Origin of the sequence: Aquimarina sp. MAR_2010_214, assembly GCF_002846555.1 — a bacterium.
Taxonomy (GTDB): Bacteria; Bacteroidota; Bacteroidia; order Flavobacteriales; family Flavobacteriaceae; genus Aquimarina.
Map to the genome: position 1 here is coordinate 5,671,837 of NZ_PJMS01000001.1, position 19,384 is coordinate 5,691,220.

General features: G+C 35.0%; 17 protein-coding genes. 2 read left to right on the forward strand and 15 right to left on the reverse strand.

Annotation, left to right across the window (positions count from 1 at the left end; all coding sequences use genetic code 11):
• Nucleotides 1–179: 179 nt before the first annotated feature.
• The 12 genes from paaZ to ATE84_RS24540 form a co-directional block, all read right to left on the reverse strand.
• Nucleotides 180–2,681, reverse strand: coding sequence for a phenylacetic acid degradation bifunctional protein PaaZ (paaZ, locus tag ATE84_RS24485; protein WP_101450416.1), 2,502 nt, complete (start codon nucleotides 2,679–2,681; stop codon nucleotides 180–182).
• Between the two features lie 3 nt (nucleotides 2,682–2,684).
• Entirely contained in the window at nucleotides 2,685–3,896 is a 1,212-nt protein-coding gene (gene pcaF / locus ATE84_RS24490; RefSeq protein WP_101450417.1) for a 3-oxoadipyl-CoA thiolase, read from the reverse strand.
• Nucleotides 3,897–4,091: 195 nt separating this feature from the next.
• Complete coding sequence (locus ATE84_RS24495) at nucleotides 4,092–4,502, reverse strand: PaaI family thioesterase (protein WP_199176910.1); 411 nt, start codon at nucleotides 4,500–4,502, stop codon at nucleotides 4,092–4,094.
• A gap of 9 nt (nucleotides 4,503–4,511) precedes the next feature.
• On the reverse strand, nucleotides 4,512–5,696 hold the full coding sequence (locus tag ATE84_RS24500; protein ID WP_101450418.1) for a 3-hydroxyacyl-CoA dehydrogenase NAD-binding domain-containing protein: 1,185 nt from the start codon (nucleotides 5,694–5,696) through the stop codon (nucleotides 4,512–4,514).
• Between the two features lie 100 nt (nucleotides 5,697–5,796).
• Nucleotides 5,797–6,576, reverse strand: coding sequence for an enoyl-CoA hydratase-related protein (locus tag ATE84_RS24505; protein ID WP_101450419.1), 780 nt, complete (start codon nucleotides 6,574–6,576; stop codon nucleotides 5,797–5,799).
• 2 nt (nucleotides 6,577–6,578) lie between these two features.
• Nucleotides 6,579–6,947, reverse strand: coding sequence for a VOC family protein (locus ATE84_RS24510; RefSeq protein ID WP_233195889.1), 369 nt, complete (start codon nucleotides 6,945–6,947; stop codon nucleotides 6,579–6,581).
• On the reverse strand, nucleotides 6,947–7,450 hold the full coding sequence (paaD, locus tag ATE84_RS24515; protein WP_101450421.1) for a 1,2-phenylacetyl-CoA epoxidase subunit PaaD: 504 nt from the start codon (nucleotides 7,448–7,450) through the stop codon (nucleotides 6,947–6,949). The genes ATE84_RS24510 and paaD overlap by 1 nt, the downstream gene beginning before the upstream one ends.
• A 93-nt stretch (nucleotides 7,451–7,543) precedes the next feature.
• Entirely contained in the window at nucleotides 7,544–8,299 is a 756-nt protein-coding gene (paaC, locus tag ATE84_RS24520) for a 1,2-phenylacetyl-CoA epoxidase subunit PaaC (RefSeq protein ID WP_101450422.1), read from the reverse strand.
• 99 nt (nucleotides 8,300–8,398) lie between these two features.
• Nucleotides 8,399–8,683 (reverse strand): 1,2-phenylacetyl-CoA epoxidase subunit PaaB, encoded by a 285-nt coding sequence (paaB, locus tag ATE84_RS24525; protein ID WP_025667674.1) that lies wholly within the window; start codon nucleotides 8,681–8,683, stop codon nucleotides 8,399–8,401.
• Between the two features lie 33 nt (nucleotides 8,684–8,716).
• Nucleotides 8,717–9,673, reverse strand: coding sequence for a 1,2-phenylacetyl-CoA epoxidase subunit PaaA (gene paaA / locus ATE84_RS24530; RefSeq protein ID WP_101450423.1), 957 nt, complete (start codon nucleotides 9,671–9,673; stop codon nucleotides 8,717–8,719).
• A 12-nt stretch (nucleotides 9,674–9,685) separates the two neighbouring features.
• A complete protein-coding gene (paaE, locus tag ATE84_RS24535; RefSeq protein ID WP_101450424.1) occupies nucleotides 9,686–10,759 on the reverse strand; it encodes a 1,2-phenylacetyl-CoA epoxidase subunit PaaE in 1,074 nt (357 codons plus the stop codon).
• 102 nt (nucleotides 10,760–10,861) lie between these two features.
• Complete coding sequence (locus ATE84_RS24540) at nucleotides 10,862–11,431, reverse strand: TetR/AcrR family transcriptional regulator (RefSeq protein ID WP_101450425.1); 570 nt, start codon at nucleotides 11,429–11,431, stop codon at nucleotides 10,862–10,864.
• Between the two features lie 249 nt (nucleotides 11,432–11,680).
• Here ATE84_RS24540 and ATE84_RS24545 point away from each other — a divergent pair, with 249 nt between their 5' ends.
• Entirely contained in the window at nucleotides 11,681–12,118 is a 438-nt protein-coding gene (locus ATE84_RS24545; RefSeq protein WP_101450426.1) for an META domain-containing protein, read from the forward strand.
• A 22-nt stretch (nucleotides 12,119–12,140) separates the two neighbouring features.
• Here the strand turns inward: ATE84_RS24545 and ATE84_RS24550 are convergent, their stop codons facing one another.
• On the reverse strand, nucleotides 12,141–13,817 hold the full coding sequence (locus ATE84_RS24550) for a T9SS type A sorting domain-containing protein (protein ID WP_158237332.1): 1,677 nt from the start codon (nucleotides 13,815–13,817) through the stop codon (nucleotides 12,141–12,143).
• A gap of 114 nt (nucleotides 13,818–13,931) precedes the next feature.
• Between ATE84_RS24550 and ATE84_RS24555 the strand changes: the two genes are divergently transcribed.
• Entirely contained in the window at nucleotides 13,932–15,692 is a 1,761-nt protein-coding gene (locus ATE84_RS24555; RefSeq protein WP_101450428.1) for an aromatic amino acid hydroxylase, read from the forward strand.
• Between the two features lie 29 nt (nucleotides 15,693–15,721).
• Here ATE84_RS24555 and ATE84_RS24560 read toward each other — a convergent pair whose 3' ends face one another.
• On the reverse strand, nucleotides 15,722–16,672 hold the full coding sequence (locus tag ATE84_RS24560; protein WP_101450429.1) for a GSCFA domain-containing protein: 951 nt from the start codon (nucleotides 16,670–16,672) through the stop codon (nucleotides 15,722–15,724).
• A gap of 58 nt (nucleotides 16,673–16,730) precedes the next feature.
• A complete protein-coding gene (gene alaS, locus ATE84_RS24565) occupies nucleotides 16,731–19,364 on the reverse strand; it encodes an alanine--tRNA ligase (protein WP_101450430.1) in 2,634 nt (877 codons plus the stop codon).
• Nucleotides 19,365–19,384 lie beyond the last annotated feature (20 nt).

Below are 19,384 nucleotides of genomic sequence, written 5' to 3' on the forward strand. Positions count from 1 at the left end.
CTTTAGTTTATCCTGAGCTAAGTCGGAAGACTGGAATGACAATCTAATTTATTTCTTCTGTCACACTGAGCTTGTCGAAGTGCATTCTAACATAAACTCCCTTCGACAAGCTCAGGATGACATTCGTTTTCATTTTTCGGTTTTAGCATCACTCCCACTTCACGGGAATTTTGATCAATTTAATCCAATAGGTTAAATTGATCAAAATGATGATTTAAATGTTTTCTTTCTAACAGATACCATTCATATTTGTTCAACTCTCCGAAAACAATATTTTTTAGTATTGCATCTGGATTTTCCTTAAAATATGTTTTATACACTTCTCTTTCTTCGTTCAACTTTGTTACGGCTGTTTCAAGATCAGGATGCTTTAGCTCTTCTAACTCTCCTTTTTTAAGTAATGGAAAGTCTGTGTTTTTAGGAAAAGCTTCATAATTATATAAACTATTATGTACTTTATCCAGAATCTTCTCTGGCGTTGCAATCTCAAAATCCTGAATTTCTCCAGAAGCAATTTTGTATGTATACTCCAGATGTTCAACCATATGTTGGGGTGTCATGATTCCCCATTTTGGTTTAGCATCTGTGGTTAGCTTATGTAAGCATTCCTTAATTTTTGCTTCAGTCATTTCTACAAGAGAGGTTTGTTTTTTCTGCACCATCGTTAAAATGGTAGCAATAGCTACCAACTCGTCTTCAGTATCAAAAACCTCTACAAACCATTTTACAATTCCGCTAGGATGCTCTGCACTTGCAACATCACGATCTACTTTTTCTTTACAGGTTAGTCTAACATATACTGTGTCATTATGATAGATCGGTCTTAAAAATCTACATTCTTCTAATCCATAATTTGCTGCTACCGGACCTTTATTAGGATACACAAACAAACCTGCTGCGGCTGCAAGGATAAAATATCCATGGGCAGTACGTTTTTCAAAAATACTTCCGTCTAAGGATGTTATATCTGTATGCGCATAGAAGTGATCCCAGGTAAGGTTTGCAAAACCAATGATATCTGTATCAGTTACTGTACGTTTATGAGTTTTTAGTGACATCCCAGGCTCAATATCCTCCCAATGATATGAGAACGGATGATTCTCTGATTCTTTATATGCAGCATTAGCCTGATATATACCTGTTACTTCTGTAAGTGTTGTTGGTGTTCCTTGGATAGCACAACGTTGCATAAAATGCTTGATTCCTCGCATTCCCCCCATTTCTTCACCACCACCAGCACGTCCTGGGCCTCCATGTGTAAGCAATGGTAACGGCGAACCATGACCAGTACTCTGTTTTGCATTTTCTCGATTACCAACTAGGATACGACCATGATGAGAAGCTGCTTCTACTATATATTCTTTGGCTATTTTATCATCATATGTAAAAATAGAAGATACCAATGATCCTTTACCCATTTGAGATAATGTAATAGCATCCTCAAGAGTATCATAAGGCATAATGGTTGCAACCGGCCCGAATGCTTCAATAGTATGAGCGTTTGTATTTTTGAACGGATGATCTTCTCTCATCAAAATCGGACTCACGAATGCTCCTTTTTGAGCATCAGCTCCAACTGTTTCAAGTGTATCTAAATCACCATATACCATCTGAGCAGTTTTGGCTATTTCGGAGATATTATTCTTAAAACTTTCTACTTGTTGTTGACTTGCCAAAGCACCCATTCGTACTTCTTTCAATCTTGGGTCTCCAACAGTAACCTTATCTAACTGTTGACCTAAAGCAATCTGCACATCTTCGATAAGATCAGAAGGTACTATAATCCTACGTATGGCGGTACATTTCTGACCGCATTTTACAGTCATTTCTTTTCTAACTTCTTTGACAAACAAGTCAAACTCTGGTGTACCTGGCACAGCATCTTTTCCTAGCACCGAAGCATTTAATGAATCTGCTTCCATAGTAAAAGGAACAGATTCTTCTACTAATCTTGGATGCGCTTTCAGCATTCTTCCTGTATGTGCAGAACCTGTAAAAGTTACTACATCCTGAGATTCTACTGTATCCAAAATAGTTTTAGTCATTCCGCTAAGAAGCTGCAATGCTCCTACTGGCAATATTCCTGAATCTATAATTACTCGTACTACTGCTTCAGTTAAATATGCGGTTTGTGGTCCTGGTAGTACTACTGCAGGAACTCCTGCCATCCAATTAACAGCACATTTCTCTAACATTCCCCAAATAGGGAAATTAAAAGCGTTGATATGTACTGCAACTCCTCTTTTAGGTACCAAAATATGATGTGCCATAAATCGTCCGCCTTTAGACAAATCTATAGGATCTCCTTCTACATGGTAAGGTTGATTAGGGAATAGTTTTCGTAATGATGCGTTGGCAAAAAGATTACCAAAACCTCCTTCGATATCAATCCAACTATCTACTCGGGTTGCTCCTGTACGGTAGCTTAGTTCATAAAATTCTTCTTTCCGTTTGGTGAGATACAATGCTAGTTTTTTAAGCATATTACCACGTTGTTGAAAAGTCATTTTTCGAAGAATTTCTCCTCCTTTGGTTCTTCCGTATTGTAATACCTCGGGGATATCTAGTCCTTCTGTTGAAGACATACCGATAACTTCACCTGTTATGGCATCGTGCATTACGATTCCATCTCCAGAACCCGAAGTCCATTTTCCGTTTATGTAGCTTTCTAGTTTTTTCATAAATCAGATATTTGTATTTTCAATTACACAAGCATACCCTTGACCTACTCCCACGCACATTGTAATTAGAGCATATCGTTTATTTTGTTGTTGTAATTCTAAAGCTGCAGAATATGCAATCCTAGCACCAGTCACTCCTAATGGGTGTCCTATTGCAATAGATCCCCCGTTAGGGTTTATTCTAGAATCGTCATCTGCTAATCCCCATTCTCGTATACATGCCAATGCTTGTGAAGCAAAAGCTTCATTAAGCTCTATAACATCAATATCATCCATTGTAATTCCGGCTTTCTCTAACGCCTTATTAGATGCCTTAACAGGGCCAATTCCCATAATTCTGGGTTCTACTCCCACTACTGCAGAACTTACTATTCTGGCCAGTGGTTTTAAGTTATATTTTTTTACTGCGTCTTCTGATGCTATAATAGTAGCTGCTGCTCCATCATTTAGTCCTGAAGAGTTTCCTGCAGTTACACTTCCTTCTTTTTTAAAGGCCGGGCGTAATTTTGCTAATACCTCTTTGGTAGTTGTTGGTTTTACAAACTCATCATCAGAAAACAGAATTGGATCTTTTTTACGTTGCGGAATTTCGACTGTAGTAATTTCTTTAGCTAGTCTCCCGGATTTCTGGGCATTGGTCGCTTTCATCTGACTCCAATATGCAAAAGTATCCTGATCTTCTCTTGAGATATTATATTTCTCTACCAGATTCTCTGCAGTATTCCCCATACCGTCTGTACCGTATAGGTCATGCATTTTTTGATTTACAAATCGCCATCCAAAACTAGAATCATACATTTTAGAATCATTACCATAGGCTGATGATGGTTTTGCAATTACGTATGGACCACGTGTCATATTTTCTACTCCTCCCGAAATAAACAGATCACCATCTCCTGCTTTTATTGCTCTATTTGCATGGATTATCGCAGACAGTCCCGAGCTACATAAACGATTTACCGTTTCTCCCGGAACGGTAAAAGGTAATCCCGCTAATAATGCAGCCATTCTGGCTACATTACGATTATCTTCACCGGCTTGATTAGCACATCCTAAAATGACATCATCATAGGCCTCTTTTGGAATATTTGGATTATTTTCTACTAACTTTTCTATTACCAAAGCTCCTAAATCATCAGTTCTCACTGCTGATAATGTTCCTTTATAACTTCCTATAGGAGTACGGATTCCGTCTATTATATATGCTTCTTTCAAAATTTTAAATTTTAAATGTTAAATCATAAATTCTAAAGTGTAATCTTATATATCCGGATCACTTTTACATTTATCATTTTATGGTTTTATATTGTTTAAATATCAAATTATAAATGCAAAATCATAAAGTCAAAAGTAAATAGCATTGTGTCAAAACTTTATCATTTAAAATTTTACATTTTTCGGTTTTATATTTCACTTTTCCCAGTCTTTACTGGTTCTGTATACTACTCCTTTAAAAAGTGCAACGATATCATTTCCTCTTTTAACTTCTACAATATTAAAACCTACTTTGGTCTTAGTAATATCAACTGTAGCTTCTGCTGTTAAATAATCTCCCTCTTCCAAAGCTTCGATATGATTGATCGAGGTTTCTATAGATACTGCATATTTACCATGAGTATTTGCCGAAAAACCAAAAGCTGTATCTGCCAAGCTATACGATATTCCTCCGTGAGCTTTATTCATACTATTCAACATTTCTTTCCTAATCGTCATCCCTACTTTACATCTTCCTTTTTCGACTTCGATAATTTCGATACCTAACCATTGGCTAAAAGCATCTTGAGATAACATCTTATGAGGAATTCTTTCTGATTTTATCATACGGGTAGATTAATTATCTGCAACTAGTTTTTTATTAAAAAAAGTTCGATTCTCTCTCACCATTTTTCTTAATATCGGGCTACATCGATATCGATCTTCGTGATATTCGTTATAAAGTTTGTCTAGCATATTGACACACCAATCCATTCCTTTTTCATCTGCCCAGGTTAACAATCCTTTTGGATAATTTACTCCTTTGGTCATTGCAATATCGATATCTTCTGCCGAGGCAATATTCCAGAACAGTGCATCTGCTGCTTCATTGATCAACATCACCAATACTCTATCAAAGATGTATTGCGCCAATACTTTATCTTCTTTAGGGCTTTGCTTTATTGCATTTTCGCCATATTCATAATATCCTTTGCCTGATTTTCTTCCCAAATATCCTGCTTCAGATAATCTCTTTTGTGTAAAAGAAGGTTTATATCGAGGATCGTAGTAAAATGCTTCAAAAACAGTTTCTGTAACCGTATAATTGATATCGTTTCCTATAAAATCCATTAACTCAAAAGGCCCCATTCTAAATCCTCCCAAAGTTTTTAAACTCCAATCTATAGTAACTACATCTGCCAAGCCTTCCTCATAAATACGTAAAGCTTCTCCATAAAAAGGCCGTGCTACACGATTCACAATAAACCCAGGAGTATCCTTAGCTAAGGCTACTATTTTCTTCCAATCTTTGATGATACTCACTACTTTATCTGTAATCTGAGTCGAAGTTTGTACTGCAGGAATTACCTCAACCAATTTCATTAACGGAGCTGGATTAAAAAAATGGATACCTATACATCGCTCCGGTTTTTTTAATGAAGATGCTATGGATGCTATAGATAAAGAAGAGGTATTGGATGCGATAATTGTAGTTGAAGAAACGTATGTTTCTAATTCTGAAAATACTTTCTTTTTAATATCCAGGTTCTCAATAATAGCCTCGATTGTGAGATCTGCATCTTTAAGGTCTTTTAAGGAATCAACATAAGAAATATTACCTTGAATACGTGTTTTCTCTACTTGATCAATCCTTCCTTTTTCAATTAAGCGGGAAAGAATTTTTTCTAAAGCTTGTTTACTTCTATCTAACGCTTCTTGTTTCGTGTCAAATACTTTTACTTTACAACCAGAAGTAGCGGCTACCTGAGCGATACCACTTCCCATTGTTCCTGATCCTATTACTCCAACTGTTTGAATCATAAATTTTAAAGTTTAAATGTAAAATTTAAAAGTTTGAAAAAATAAATCACCCTATTTAACCACTTTTACATTTATCATTTTTCAGTTTTATATTTTGAGTTTATTTTCCTTTAAATATTGGTTTTCTTTTTTCAATAAACGCATTTACCCCTTCTGCATAATCTTCACTTTCTGCAGATTCTATCTGTAGATCTGACTCCATTGTTAATTGCTCTTCAAGCGTATTTACCAAGGATTGGTTTAGTAATCTTTTGGTCAATCCCAATGCTTTGGTAGGCATTAGTGCTAGTTTTGAAGTTAATTTAACAGCTTCTTCTTCAAAAGCTTCTACCTCAACCACTTTATAAACCATTCCTAATTGCTCTGCCTCTTTTGCGCTCACTTTATCACCTAACATCATTAAGGCAGAAGCTTTTTGGAAGCCAATCAATCTAGGCAGAAAAAAGGTTCCTGCACTATCCGGAATTAGTCCGATTTTACTAAATGCCTGGATAAAACTTGCTGCTTCTGAAACTATAACGATATCACATGCTAATGCAATATTAGCTCCTGCTCCTGCAGCAACTCCATTTACGGCTGCCACAATCGGTTTTTCGATAGTTCTTATCTTGCGAATTATTGGATTGTAATGTTCTTCTAATATTTTTCTAAAACCTGGATTCAACTCGGGAGAAGTTACTTCTTTAAGATCCTGACCAGCACAAAATGCTTTTCCGTTACCCGTAAGCATAATGGCTCTTACTTCATTATTAGTATTACACTCATCTAATGTTTTTTGTAACAACAAGGCCATTTCTCTATTGAAACTATTAAAAGTTTCTGGGCGGTTTAACGTTATTTTCGCTATTCCATTATCAATGTGCAATTGGATTGAAGGCATATTTAGTTCTCTATTTTGAAATGTGGATTATAAATTATTCCGATACTATTATTCCATGGGCATTTTACCGACGCCACTACTATTTCTCCTCCTACATTTGTTGGTTTCTCATGTTCTGTAGCCCCTAAATCAAGTAGTTTTTGATATGTTGCATCAATCTTTTCTACACCCCAATATGAAAGCACACCATCTGATTTTGCTTCTGAAGAGGTTTCTTCTGGTAGTAATCCAAGCTCATATCCTCCTATATTGAATCCCACGTAAAAAGGTTCATCGAAATAAGGCTTTGTATTAAACGCTTCTGAATACCACTTCTTGGCTTTATCCAGATCACTAACTTTATATATTGTTGTTCTTAATCCGAGCATCATTATTTGAGACATTTGAAATAATCAAAAGGTTCTAAGCAATCATTACATTGAAACAGTGCTTTACACGCCGTTGAACCAAATTGACTTATCATTTTTGTATTTGTTGATCCGCATAAAGTGCACTTTACTATTTTTTTACCTCCAAGTAGTGCTTCTTTATCAGCTTCCTCATTTAAAGGAGCAGCAATACCATATTTTTCTAGTGCTTCTCTACCTTTTGGAGTAATCCAATCGGTAGTCCATGCTGGTGATAAAACTAAAGTAATTTTGGCTTCTATATTTTCTTTTGCAAAAGCATTAATAATATCGTCTCCTATCACATCCATTGCTGGGCAACCGCTATACGTTGGGGTAATTGTAACCTGAGCAATAGTTTCTATCATTTGAGCAGAGCGAACGACTCCCATATCCATGATAGATAATACCGGAATTTCGGGATCATGAACTTTTTCCAAAATTGGAATCAGTGTTGGATCGATATGTTTCTCAAGTTCTATTGTCATAATAAATATTGAATATCGAATATTTAGCACCAAAGATTGAAGTTTTATTTCTCTTCATCATTCAATATTCTAGACTCAGCATTCTATATTATTTTACCACTTCATATTAGGATAGGTACGTTGCATATATTGCAAATCTGAAAGTAAATATCCCATATGTTCACTATGAATACCTTGTTTACCACCTTTCTGAAACCATTTTGTTTCTGGTATGGTAATAGTCGCTTCTTCAAATACTTCTCTAATTCTTTGATCGTATTTTTCTCGCAAAGCTTCAGTATTAACTCCAACTCCATTTTCTACAGCAATCTTATCATCGTCTGTCATATGGAATAGTTCATCAGTAAACTTCCACAAGTCATCAACGGCTTCCTGAATTTTTTGATGGCTTTCTTCTGTACCATCTCCTAATCTTTTCATCCAATCAGAAGAAAATCTTTGATGATAACTCACTTCTTTAATTCCTTTCTTTGCAATTGCTGCTACTATTTCATCATCACTATTTTGCAATTCTTCTAATAATAGTAAATGAAAAGCATCATAGAAGAACTGTCTTGTAATCACATATCCAAAGTGTTTGTTTGGTTGCTCAACAAGAAGTACGTTTTTGTATTGTCTTTCTATTCTCAAAAAAGCAATATCATCTTCAGTCTTCCCTTCTCCAGAAAGCTGAGCCACATATTGATAATAGCTTCGTGTTTGGCCTAATAAATCCAATGCCATATTAGTCATTGCAATATCTGTTTCCAGGTTTGGCCCATGACCACACAATTCTGACAATCGTTGACCAAGGATCAAGGCATTATCTGCTACACCGTAGATATATTGTATTTTATTTTCGTTTTTCATAATACAGCCCATAAAATGGGTATCTTATTTAAATAGCTTTAATTTCAAATAGTAAATCTCCTGTATTCACAGGAATTGTAATTCTTGCAGTTGCAAAAATCACATATGCTTTACTTCATCGGGTAATGTATAAAACGTAGGGTGTCTATATACTTTATCCTGAGCGGGTTCAAATAATTCTCCGTTATTTTCGGGGTTTGATGCTGTAATATGTTTAGATTCTACTACCCATATACTTACTCCTTCATTTCTTCGTGTATATACATCTCTGGCATTTTCTAAAGCCATTTCTGCATCGGCTGCATGAATACTACCGAAATGACGATGTTCTAAACCATTTTTACTTCTTACAAATACTTCCCAAAGTGGCCAGTTATTTTTCATAATTATGAATTTTGAATTCTGAATTCAGAATTATTATATTGCTTTTTTAAGCTTTTTATCTTCTTGTTTTTTGGCATAAGCCATAGCTGCGTCTCTTACCCATTCTCCTTTTTCCCAGGCATTAACTCTAGCTGTCATACGTTCTTTGTTACATGGACCATGACCTTTTACAACTTGCCAGAATTCGTCCCAATCTATTTCTCCAAAATCGTAACTTCCTTTCTCCTTATTCCACTTTAAATCTGGGTCAGGAATGGTGAGTCCAATTAATTCTGCTTGTGGAACAGTTTGATCAATAAACTGCTGACGTAATTCATCATTAGTTTTTCTCTTTAATTTCCACTTCATGGATTGAGCAGTATGCACAGATTCTGCATCTATAGGCCCTAGCATCATCAACGATGGCCACCACCATCTATTTAATGCATCTTGTGCCATTTCTTTCTGTTCTGGAGTACCATTCGCCAACGTAATCATTATTTCATATCCTTGACGCTGATGAAAACTTTCTTCTTTACACACTCTAATCATCGCTCTTGCATATGGCCCATAAGAAGTACTACATAGTGGCACTTGATTAATAATTGCTGCACCGTCTACCAGCCAGCCAATTGCTCCCATATCTGCCCAAGTGATTGTAGGGTAATTAAATATACTAGAGTATTTTGCTTTACCTGTGTGCAATTGTTCGTATAGTTCTTCTCTAGAAATCCCTAAAGTCTCACATGCACTATATAGGTATAATCCATGTCCGGCCTCATCCTGAACTTTAGCTATTAAAGCTACTTTACGCCTTAAAGAAGGTGCACGAGTAATCCAGTTTCCTTCTGGCAGCATTCCAATAATTTCGGAATGTGCATGCTGAGAAATTTGCCGAATATGAGTTTTCCGGTATTTTTCTGGCATCCAATCTTTAGGCTCGATCTTTTCATCTCTGGCAATTCTCTGCTCAAAGATTTCTTCTAAATTCTTTATTTCTTTTTCGCTCATAACACTTGAGTTTTATACATCAAAATCAACCACTACTTTTTCTGTAGTAGGAACAGCCTGACAAGATAATACTAAACCTTTAGCAACCTCATCTTCTTCTAGTGCATAGTTAACCTTCATTTCTACTTCTCCTTCAACAACTTTACATTTACAAGTACTGCACACTCCACCTTTACAAGCAAAAGGTAGATCTGCTCCAGAGGCCAATGCTCCATCTAATATATTATCATGATCATCATCCATGGCAAAATGAAATTCTTTTCCGCCATCTATAATAGTAACTTCAGTTCCATCAAATTTATGATCAACTACCTCTGCTGCTTTTTTCTTATCTTCTTCAGAAACACCTGAAAAGAAAAGTTCATAATGAATTTTGTCTTTTGATAACCCTGCATTCACCAACCCATCTCTAATCAAAAAAATCATCTCTTCGGGACCGCAGACAAAGCATTCGTCTACGCTGGATATATCAATTACTTTATCAGTAAGTTCTTGTATCTTTTCTTCTGTAAATCGCCCATTAAGTAATGGTATATCCCGCTGTTCTTTTGTTAAAAAATAGAATATCTCTACTCTGCCAAAATACTTATTTCTAAGCGCTTCTATCTCTTCTTTAAAGATAATTGATTTAGCATTCCGATTCAAGTAAAAGAGCTTGAAAGTACTTTCTGGTTCAGAAGCAAGGTGAGTTTTTAGTATGGATAATATAGGTGTAATACCACTTCCTGCAGCAAAAACAATGTAGTTTTTAGCTTTTGACGGGGCTACTTCAACAAAAAAGCTTCCCATAGGAGGCATTACTTCTATAACATCTCCTTCTTTAAGTACATCATTTGCAAAATTAGAAAACAATCCCTGATCAATTCGTTTAACTGCCACCTGCCACTTATTTTCGACGGGGCTTGAACACAAGGAATAAGAGCGTCTTACCTCTTCATCATTTATAGATGTTTTTAGAGTAAGATGCTGACCTTGCTTATACGAAAACGCACTTCTTAGTTCTTCTGGAATATCAAAAGTTATAGATGTACAGTCTTTGGTTTCTTTAGTTAACTCAGAAACGCGAATAGAATAAAAATCAGTCATATCTTAATTTAGCCATATGTTTGTAGCTAAACAAAACTAACGATTGTTAGTTTGATACACAAATAATTATTTGTTAATTTTATTACTACCCTAAAATATTGATCATGCTACTCCTTTAAGCAGTACCGATATCATATCACGTTTTAAGATGTCAGAATCAATTTCTTTTTGTTCGGGATACCACAAATACAATGTTCTTAAGGTAGAGAGGGTAGAAAAAACCATAATTTCAACATTATAGGGTTTAATCTCTCCTTTTTCTAACCCTTTCTTTACTATATCCCTAAAATTACCTTCATATTCTTCTCGCATTTTCTCAAAGTATTGCAGATTACTCTCTTCAAGATGCATCCAATCATTATTAAGCGAAGCCAAACCATCTGCATTTCGTAGGGTCACATCTATATGTAAATCGATAATATTTTCCAGTTTTTGGATGGTATTTTCATTAGAAGCTACAATTTTATTCATCCCTACAGTAAATTCTTCTGCAAGTCCAATTATGATTGTAGACAATATCTCCTGTTTTGACTGAATATGATTATACAAGCTTGCCGCTTTAATCCCCATAGCTTTCGCTAGATCTCTCATAGTCACTGCACTATACCCTTTTTCTTTAAAAAGAATAGCTGCTGCATTTATAATTTCTTGTTTTCTGCTTTCGGGTCTCATCTGTTTCGATTTATCATTTTTATTGGTCAGATAAAATTCATATAGCAGTTATTTTCAACGGGCTCAACTAATAAAGCGAAGCCAGTACTAAAAACATTAACTATACTCATTTCATGGTAGGCATTTTGTTTTCCACTCAAAAATAAATTTTAATCTCATATAACCCATATTTTTGCCAGCAAAAACAATGATTATGATTAATTTATGTTATAAACAATACTATATTAACCATAAAAAGAATCTAGACTTATGAAATCTTTAATAATTATTTTGTTTTTCGTGGCATTTTCAAATACAAATAGTTGCACAAACAAAAACAATACAGCAGTCAAAAGTCAGGAAAAAGAAAATCAGGTTACTAAAAAAACAACTTTTTCTGTTACCCGTCTTAATGGAAAAGATGTTTCTGACAAGAAATTACACATCACCTTTGATCAAGAAAAAGGTTCAGCTTATGGCCATTCTGGCTGCAATGGTTTTTCATCTCAATACACTATCAAGAAAGAAGCTATTTCTTTTGAATTCCCTATAGCTACAAAAATGTATTGTGGAGAAAATTCCAAATTAGAAAAAGAATTTTTCAAAACTCTTGGCGAAGCAAAAATCAGAATCTTAAAAGGGGATTCTTTAATTTTAAAAGATAGTAATAACAAAGAGTTATTCCTTGGAGTAAGATCCAAAGAATAACTCTTTATATGTTATTTTAAATCTAGAACTGTTGTTTACTTACAATTACTTTCTTAGTAAAAGAATTGCCATCAGATGTGTTTTTAATATAAATAAAATACATTCCTGATGATTTATCTGACATATCAATTTTTCTTTTTTCCACAGAAATTTTACCCGAACCTACAACCATTCCAGAGATATTATAAATATAGTATTCTAATCTACCCTCTATTGTATTAGTAACATCAATTGTAGCATCTAAGGCATTAAAAAAAACGGTCAACACTTTTTCTTCTTCTGGCTCTGGATCAACTGGTGGTGGCGGTGGTGGTGGTGGAGTTCCTCCATTTTCCTGAGAAAGCATATTTAGTGTTTCTTTTCCTGTGTTATCTGGATCTAACCAATTAGAAAGTCTACTAGAATCCGAGGTACCAAAACTCCATGATATATCAAATCTACCATAATAATCTGAAGAACCATTATCATTTGTTCCCGAACAGGCTGCACCTCCTCCCGAAAGTTGTCCTATTATCCTACCACTTGGATTAAAAAGAGCAGAACCAGAAGACCCTCCTTCTGTAACTCCAAGATCCCAATCTTTCACTTCCCAAGAATCAACAGGATCAGGAATACCTCCTATATCAGTTCTAACTTGACCAAGCGGTTCATTTTCCCTACATACCTTCATTATATCCCCGCTAGGGTGATGAATTCCCACTGCAAAACTTACCGCAACATCTCTTCGATCCCAACCAGCCCATTCTAAATCCCAGTCCGTATCTAAACCTCCATCCAGATTCAACAGTTTAAAATCAGATTCTGGATTAGAAGCTAATCGCGTAGCTCCACTTGTTGTTTGATTTATCATAGTATCTGTACTACCTGTAATTGTTGAACAAGAAGGATTAGGACTAATCCAATTAAAACGAAATGCCCAGGTAGATTCGTTCCCTGAACAATGATTAGCCGTCAAAAAATATGGGGCTTTATCATTCTTCGTATTATTAATTAATGTCCCAGAACAAACAAAACCATCCATAAGCACAAATGCTACAGCATGTTTTAACCTATCTTTTAATTCATCAAAATCTTCTCCAACGGGACAATCAACATCTTGATTACAATCTCCTGATTCATCTATTTTTTGTTGAATTTTTGCATCTACTATTGAACGATATCCATGAATTACTTTTGCAATATTCAACTCCCCCGTACCAGCAACAGAAGCAGGTTCAAAATATTCTATCCAGACATTATCTCCTTCAACCATCCAGGTACCTAGCATTTCATCTGGTCTATTAAAAATATTAGTATACGCACCTAAAAGATCAGATCTATCATTATTATATAGATATACTGTAGCTCCTCTAGGTATTTTATAAGTATCAAAAATGAAATTTAATGATTTAGCTCCTTTGGATATAATGTTAACTCGCCATATCCTATCTCCATTAGGTAATTCATCCCATACCCCAGAATTTTTAAGTCCCAAGTTTACTTTAAGCTCATAACCAAATCGCCATGGTCTCGATTTATCTGAATCGTTCCTAGCATCTTCTACCTTGATTTTATTTAAATCAAAACTTTTCATTAACATAGGAACCATGCTCTTTTTGCTTGATAAACTCCAGCTCACAGGTTTTCCTTCATTAGTAGTTTGGGCATTAATTCCTAATGTACCTATTAATAATCCTAATATTATCAACCTAATTCTCACAATCATCTTTTTTTAATTGATAAAACAAATTTAACTATTTAAGAATACTTCAATATCAAAATAAAACTATTATTTTCCCATTTAAATTGTCTTGATTAAAAATTAATTTTAAATATGTCTCTAAATATCACATCTAACCCCTTGATTTACAGGCTTCCCAAACATCTTAAACAATTCATAAAACCACAAAATTATGAAGAGTACACATCAATAAATCAAGCAGTATGGAGATATGTTATGCGCAAAAACATCACTTCTCTTAGCAAAGTTGCCCATAATTCTTATCTAAACGGTCTAAAAAAAACAGGGATTTCGATCGATGAGATACCGAGCATGTATGGCATGAATCGAATCCTAAAAGAAATTGGTTGGGCAGCTGTAGCTGTCGATGGATTTATCCCACCTAATGCATTTATGGAGTTTCAAGCATACAACATTCTTGTTATTGCTTCAGATATCAGGCAATTAGAAAATATTGAATATACTCCTGCTCCTGACATAATTCATGAAGCTGCCGGGCACGCTCCTATAATTGCTAATCCTGATTATGCAGAATACTTGCGGCGTTTCGGGAAAATTGGTTGCAAAGCTATCTCTTCTAAAAAAGATTATGATATGTATGAAGCTGTGCGTGCACTTTCTATTCTAAAAGAAGCATATGGCACATCCCCTAATGAGATAGAAGAAGCAGAAAGAAAAATAGACGAATTACAAAACCAGAAGGAAAATCCTTCGGAAATGGCGTTGATACGTAACCTGCATTGGTGGACAGTTGAATATGGTCTTATTGGCACCGTAGATGAACCCAAGATCTATGGTGCAGGATTACTTTCCTCGATCGGAGAAAGCGAATGGTGTATGACAGATAATGTAAAAAAAATACCCTATTCTCCCGATGCTGCTTTTCAGGATTTTGACATCACTAAACCGCAACCTCAGCTTTTCGTAACACCAGATTTTGCTTATTTATGTCAGGTATTAGAAGAGTTTGCCGATACTATGGCCTTAAGAAAAGGCGGGCACAGAGGACTTGCAAAATTAATTGAATCAGAAAATTTAGGAACTATAGAATTAAGTACTGGTTTACAAATATCGGGAGTATTTATCCGAATGATTAAAAATGAAGATAACGAGGTTATTTATTTTGAAACCAGTGGTCCAACAGCGCTTTCATATAGAGAAAAAGAACTTACAGGTCATGGTATAGAGAACCATACTAATGGTCTTAGATCTCCTCTTGGAAAATTAAAAGGAATCAATCTTGCTATAGAAAATATGTCTCCCAGAGATTTGAAAGCTTATAACTTTTATGATGGAGAGTACATAGAATTCGAATTCGAAAGTGGAATTACTGTCGCAGGAAATAATATTACAGGCATAAGAAACATTAAAGGTGAATTAATTTTAATTCAGTTTAGTGAATGTACCATCAAATATAAAGATGAATATCTTTTTAAACCAGAATGGGGCACTTTTGATCTGGCTGTTGGAAAAGAAATAGTTTCAGCTTTCTCTGGCCCTGCAGATGATAACTCATTTGATTTAGTAACCCATAATCCTTCATCGGTTACTGCACAACGAACATATTCTGAGAAGGAAAAAGACCTACATTCATTATACTCGTCTGTTAAAAACAGTAGAGAAGGCAAAAATGCTATGTTTTCACTAGAAGCCGTATTTGAAATTTTAGAGAAAGAACATCCTAATGATTGGTTACTTGCATTAGAGATTTATGAATTAGTTCATGACAGAGATTCCAAATTTGCTTCGCAAGTTTTAAAACACCTCAAAAACATACAATCCAAAAGACCTAATATTCAACATTTAATAAACAGCGGTCTGGAAATAATCGCAAAAGATTTTATTATTATCTAAAAATGTAATTTTACACTACTTGTATCTCATCAGGAAAAATCCATAAATGGATATTCTTGATAAAGCTGATATTTTTTTGATTCTAGTTTTTCCAAAAACTCTAAGTATTGTTTACTTTTTGGATTAAACGGCCTATGCTTCATTCCTTTTTTGATTTCTTCAACTCGGATCATTGTTTGGGCAGTCTTTTCAGAAATCCAAACTTTAGAAAAACGTTCCCAAATATAGTGTATTGCCACACTACTCGGATGAATCATATCGATATCATAAAATCGATAATCTCTAAGTTCATCCATCATAATTTCATAAGAAGGAAAATAGCTTAGATTTTTATTACCACTAACAACTTGATGTACCGATGTAATTAAATGAGATTTACTTCTATTGTTTTCTACAAACCCATCTTTACTATGCCGTACAGGAGAAACAGTAAATACAATTTCTGCTGATGGATTAACACCTTTAATGAGATGTATACAATTCTGAAGACATTGATTGATCTCCTCTACAGACAATAATTCTTTTTCAAACTCTCTTTGCGGAATTTTATGGCAATTTGCTACTACCATATCCAAAGATTTTAATCTATATACCCATGCGGTTCCTAGAGTGATAAAAACATGAGTCGCAGATTTAATATTCTCTCTTGTAGCTGTTAATGCAGTATTTAGATTAGACAGCACTACATTTTGATCAGCATTACTTAAAGAAGAATGTGCATCAAAACAATGCCACTGTTCATTGACATAAAACAAATCAGTATCCGTATATTTTTCTTCCTGAGTAGCCATCCACAAAAATGTTTCTATTGCCTTAGGGTGAAATAATATCCCAAATGGATTGACCTTATTCTTAAACTTAAAGTATTCGAATTTTTCTCCTATGTTTTCTGCAAAACATGAACCTAACAGTAAAAGTTCTGAATTATAATCAACTTTTGGCTCTTGAGACTGTAGTGTTATTTTGGTTTGTAGGTTCATAAGCCTCCTTACTCAAACCTCTTCCATAAAGGAAGAGGAAGGATTTTATAGTTTAAGATTATTTCAAATATTGTTTTGCATTTTCTAATGCCTCTTCTATGCCCTCAGGGTTCTTTCCTCCTGCTGTAGCAAAAAATGGTTGTCCGCCACCACCGCCTTGAATGTACTTACCAAGTTCGCGAACCATCTGTCCTGCATTCAATTTTTTCTCATCTACCAAATTCTTAGAAATATAACATGACAACAAAGCCTTACCTTTCTGATCTGATCCAAATAGTACTACAATATTTTCAAGTTCACCTCCTAATTCAAATGACAAGTCTTTAATCCCTGCAGCATCTAAATCTACTTTTTTGGCCAGAAATTTAACCCCATTTATATTCTCAAATTCTGATTTAAGGTCTCCTTTTAGATTTTTGGCTTTATCTTTAAGGAGAGCTTCAATCTGTTTTTTAAGACTTGTATTTTCTTCTTGTAATGACACTATTGTTTTTAGAGGATCCTTTGTTTTAAGAACTGCTTTCACTTCTCCATATGCCTCAGATTGAGTTGTAAAAAATTCTTTTGCTGCATCACCGGTAATTGCTTCAATTCTACGAATTCCTGCTGCAATTGCACTTTCTGATACAATTTTAAAATGCCATATACTACTAGTGTTTTTTACATGAGTACCTCCGCAAAGCTCCATAGATTCTCCAAATCGTATGGCTCTTACCGTGTCTCCATATTTTTCTCCAAATAGTGCAATAGCTCCTTCTGCTATTGCCTGATCATAAGAAATATTACGCTGTTCTTCTAATGGAAGCTGCTCTCGGATTCTCGCATTCACAAAATGCTCAACTTCTTTCAATTCTTCGGCAGTCATTTTAGTAAAATGAGAGAAATCAAAACGCAAATTACCACTATGAACCATCGATCCCTTTTGTTCAACATGAGTACCTAGAATTGTACGCAATGCCTGATGCATCAAATGTGTTGCTGTATGATTTGAAGCAGATCTCGAACGCTGTTTTTCATCTACTACAGCAGTCAAAGTCTCATCTATATGCTTAGGCAAGTTTTTAGTAAAATGAATAATAAGATTATTTTCTTTCTTGGTATCTATTATATATACCACATCACCATTAGGTACTTCTAGGTATCCTTTGTCTCCAACCTGCCCTCCTCCTTCGGGGTAAAATGGTGTTTTATCAAATACCAACTGATACAGCTCTCCATCTTTCTTGCTATTTACTTTGCGATAACGGGTTACCTTTACATCTGTTTTAAGATGATCATATCCAATAAAATTTTCTATCGTATTATCATCTAGCAATATTTTCCAATCTCCTGCAGTTACTTGTGATGCTGCTCTGGATCTATCTTTTTGTTTCTGGAGTTCTACTTCAAAAGCTTTTTCATCTAATTCATATCCTTGCTCACTTAAAATTAAAGCTGTTAGATCAATCGGAAAACCAAAAGTATCATACAATTCAAAAGCTTTCTCTCCAGAGATTATATTTCCTTTGGTATTCTTGATCACATTTTCTAACAATACTAGTCCCTGATCCAATGTTCTTAAAAAAGATTGTTCTTCTTCTTTAATTACATTAGTGATTAAGTTTTTCTGAGCTTTCAATTCAGGAAAAGCTTTACTCATTTGTTTGCTAAGTGTTTCTACCAGCTTATAGATAAAAGGTTCTTTGGAATCCAGAAAAGTAAAGCCATATCGAATAGCTCTACGCAAAATTCTTCGGATCACATATCCCGCTCCCGTATTACTGGGCAGTTGGCCATCTGCAATAGAAAATGACACGGCTCTAACATGATCGGCAATAACACGAATTGCAACACTCACTTTTCCATCATCATTAGTTGGCAAGCTATTTTTATCGTATGTAGAATTCGTAATCGTTTCAATTTCTCGAATTAAAGGCGTAAAAACATCTGTATCATAATTTGACTTCACTCCTTGCAATACCATACACAAACGTTCGAACCCCATTCCGGTATCTACATGCTGTGCAGGCAACTTCTCTAATGATCCATCTGCTTTTCGATTATATTGCATAAAAACCAGATTCCAGATCTCTACCACTTGCGGATGATCCATATTCACCAAGTCCCGGCCAGGGGTTTTAGCTTTTTCTTCATCTGAACGGATATCAACATGAATCTCAGAACAAGGTCCGCAAGGTCCCTGATCTCCCATTTCCCAGAAATTATCTTTCTTATTCCCCATGATGATACGTTCTTCTGGAACAATGGCTGTCCAAAGATCATAGGCTTCTTTATCCATATCCAGATTTTCATCTTTCGCACCTTCGAAAACAGAAACATAAAGAATTTCTTTATCTATACCATATACTTCGGTCAACAATTCCCAGGCCCATTGAATGGCTTCTTTTTTAAAATAATCTCCAAAACTCCAATTCCCAAGCATTTCAAACATGGTATGATGGTAAGTATCCATACCTACTTCTTCCAAATCATTATGTTTACCGCTTACTCGTAAGCATTTTTGGGTATCGGTTATTCGATTACTTTTCGGAATACCATTGCCTAAAAAGAATTCTTTAAACTGGTTCATCCCCGCATTAGTGAACATTAACGTAGGATCATCCTTGATCACCATTGGTGCAGAAGGCACGATGCCATGTTTTTTGGATTTAAAAAACTCTAAAAATTGATTTCTTACTTCTTGGGATTTCATGAATTCTATTTATTACTATT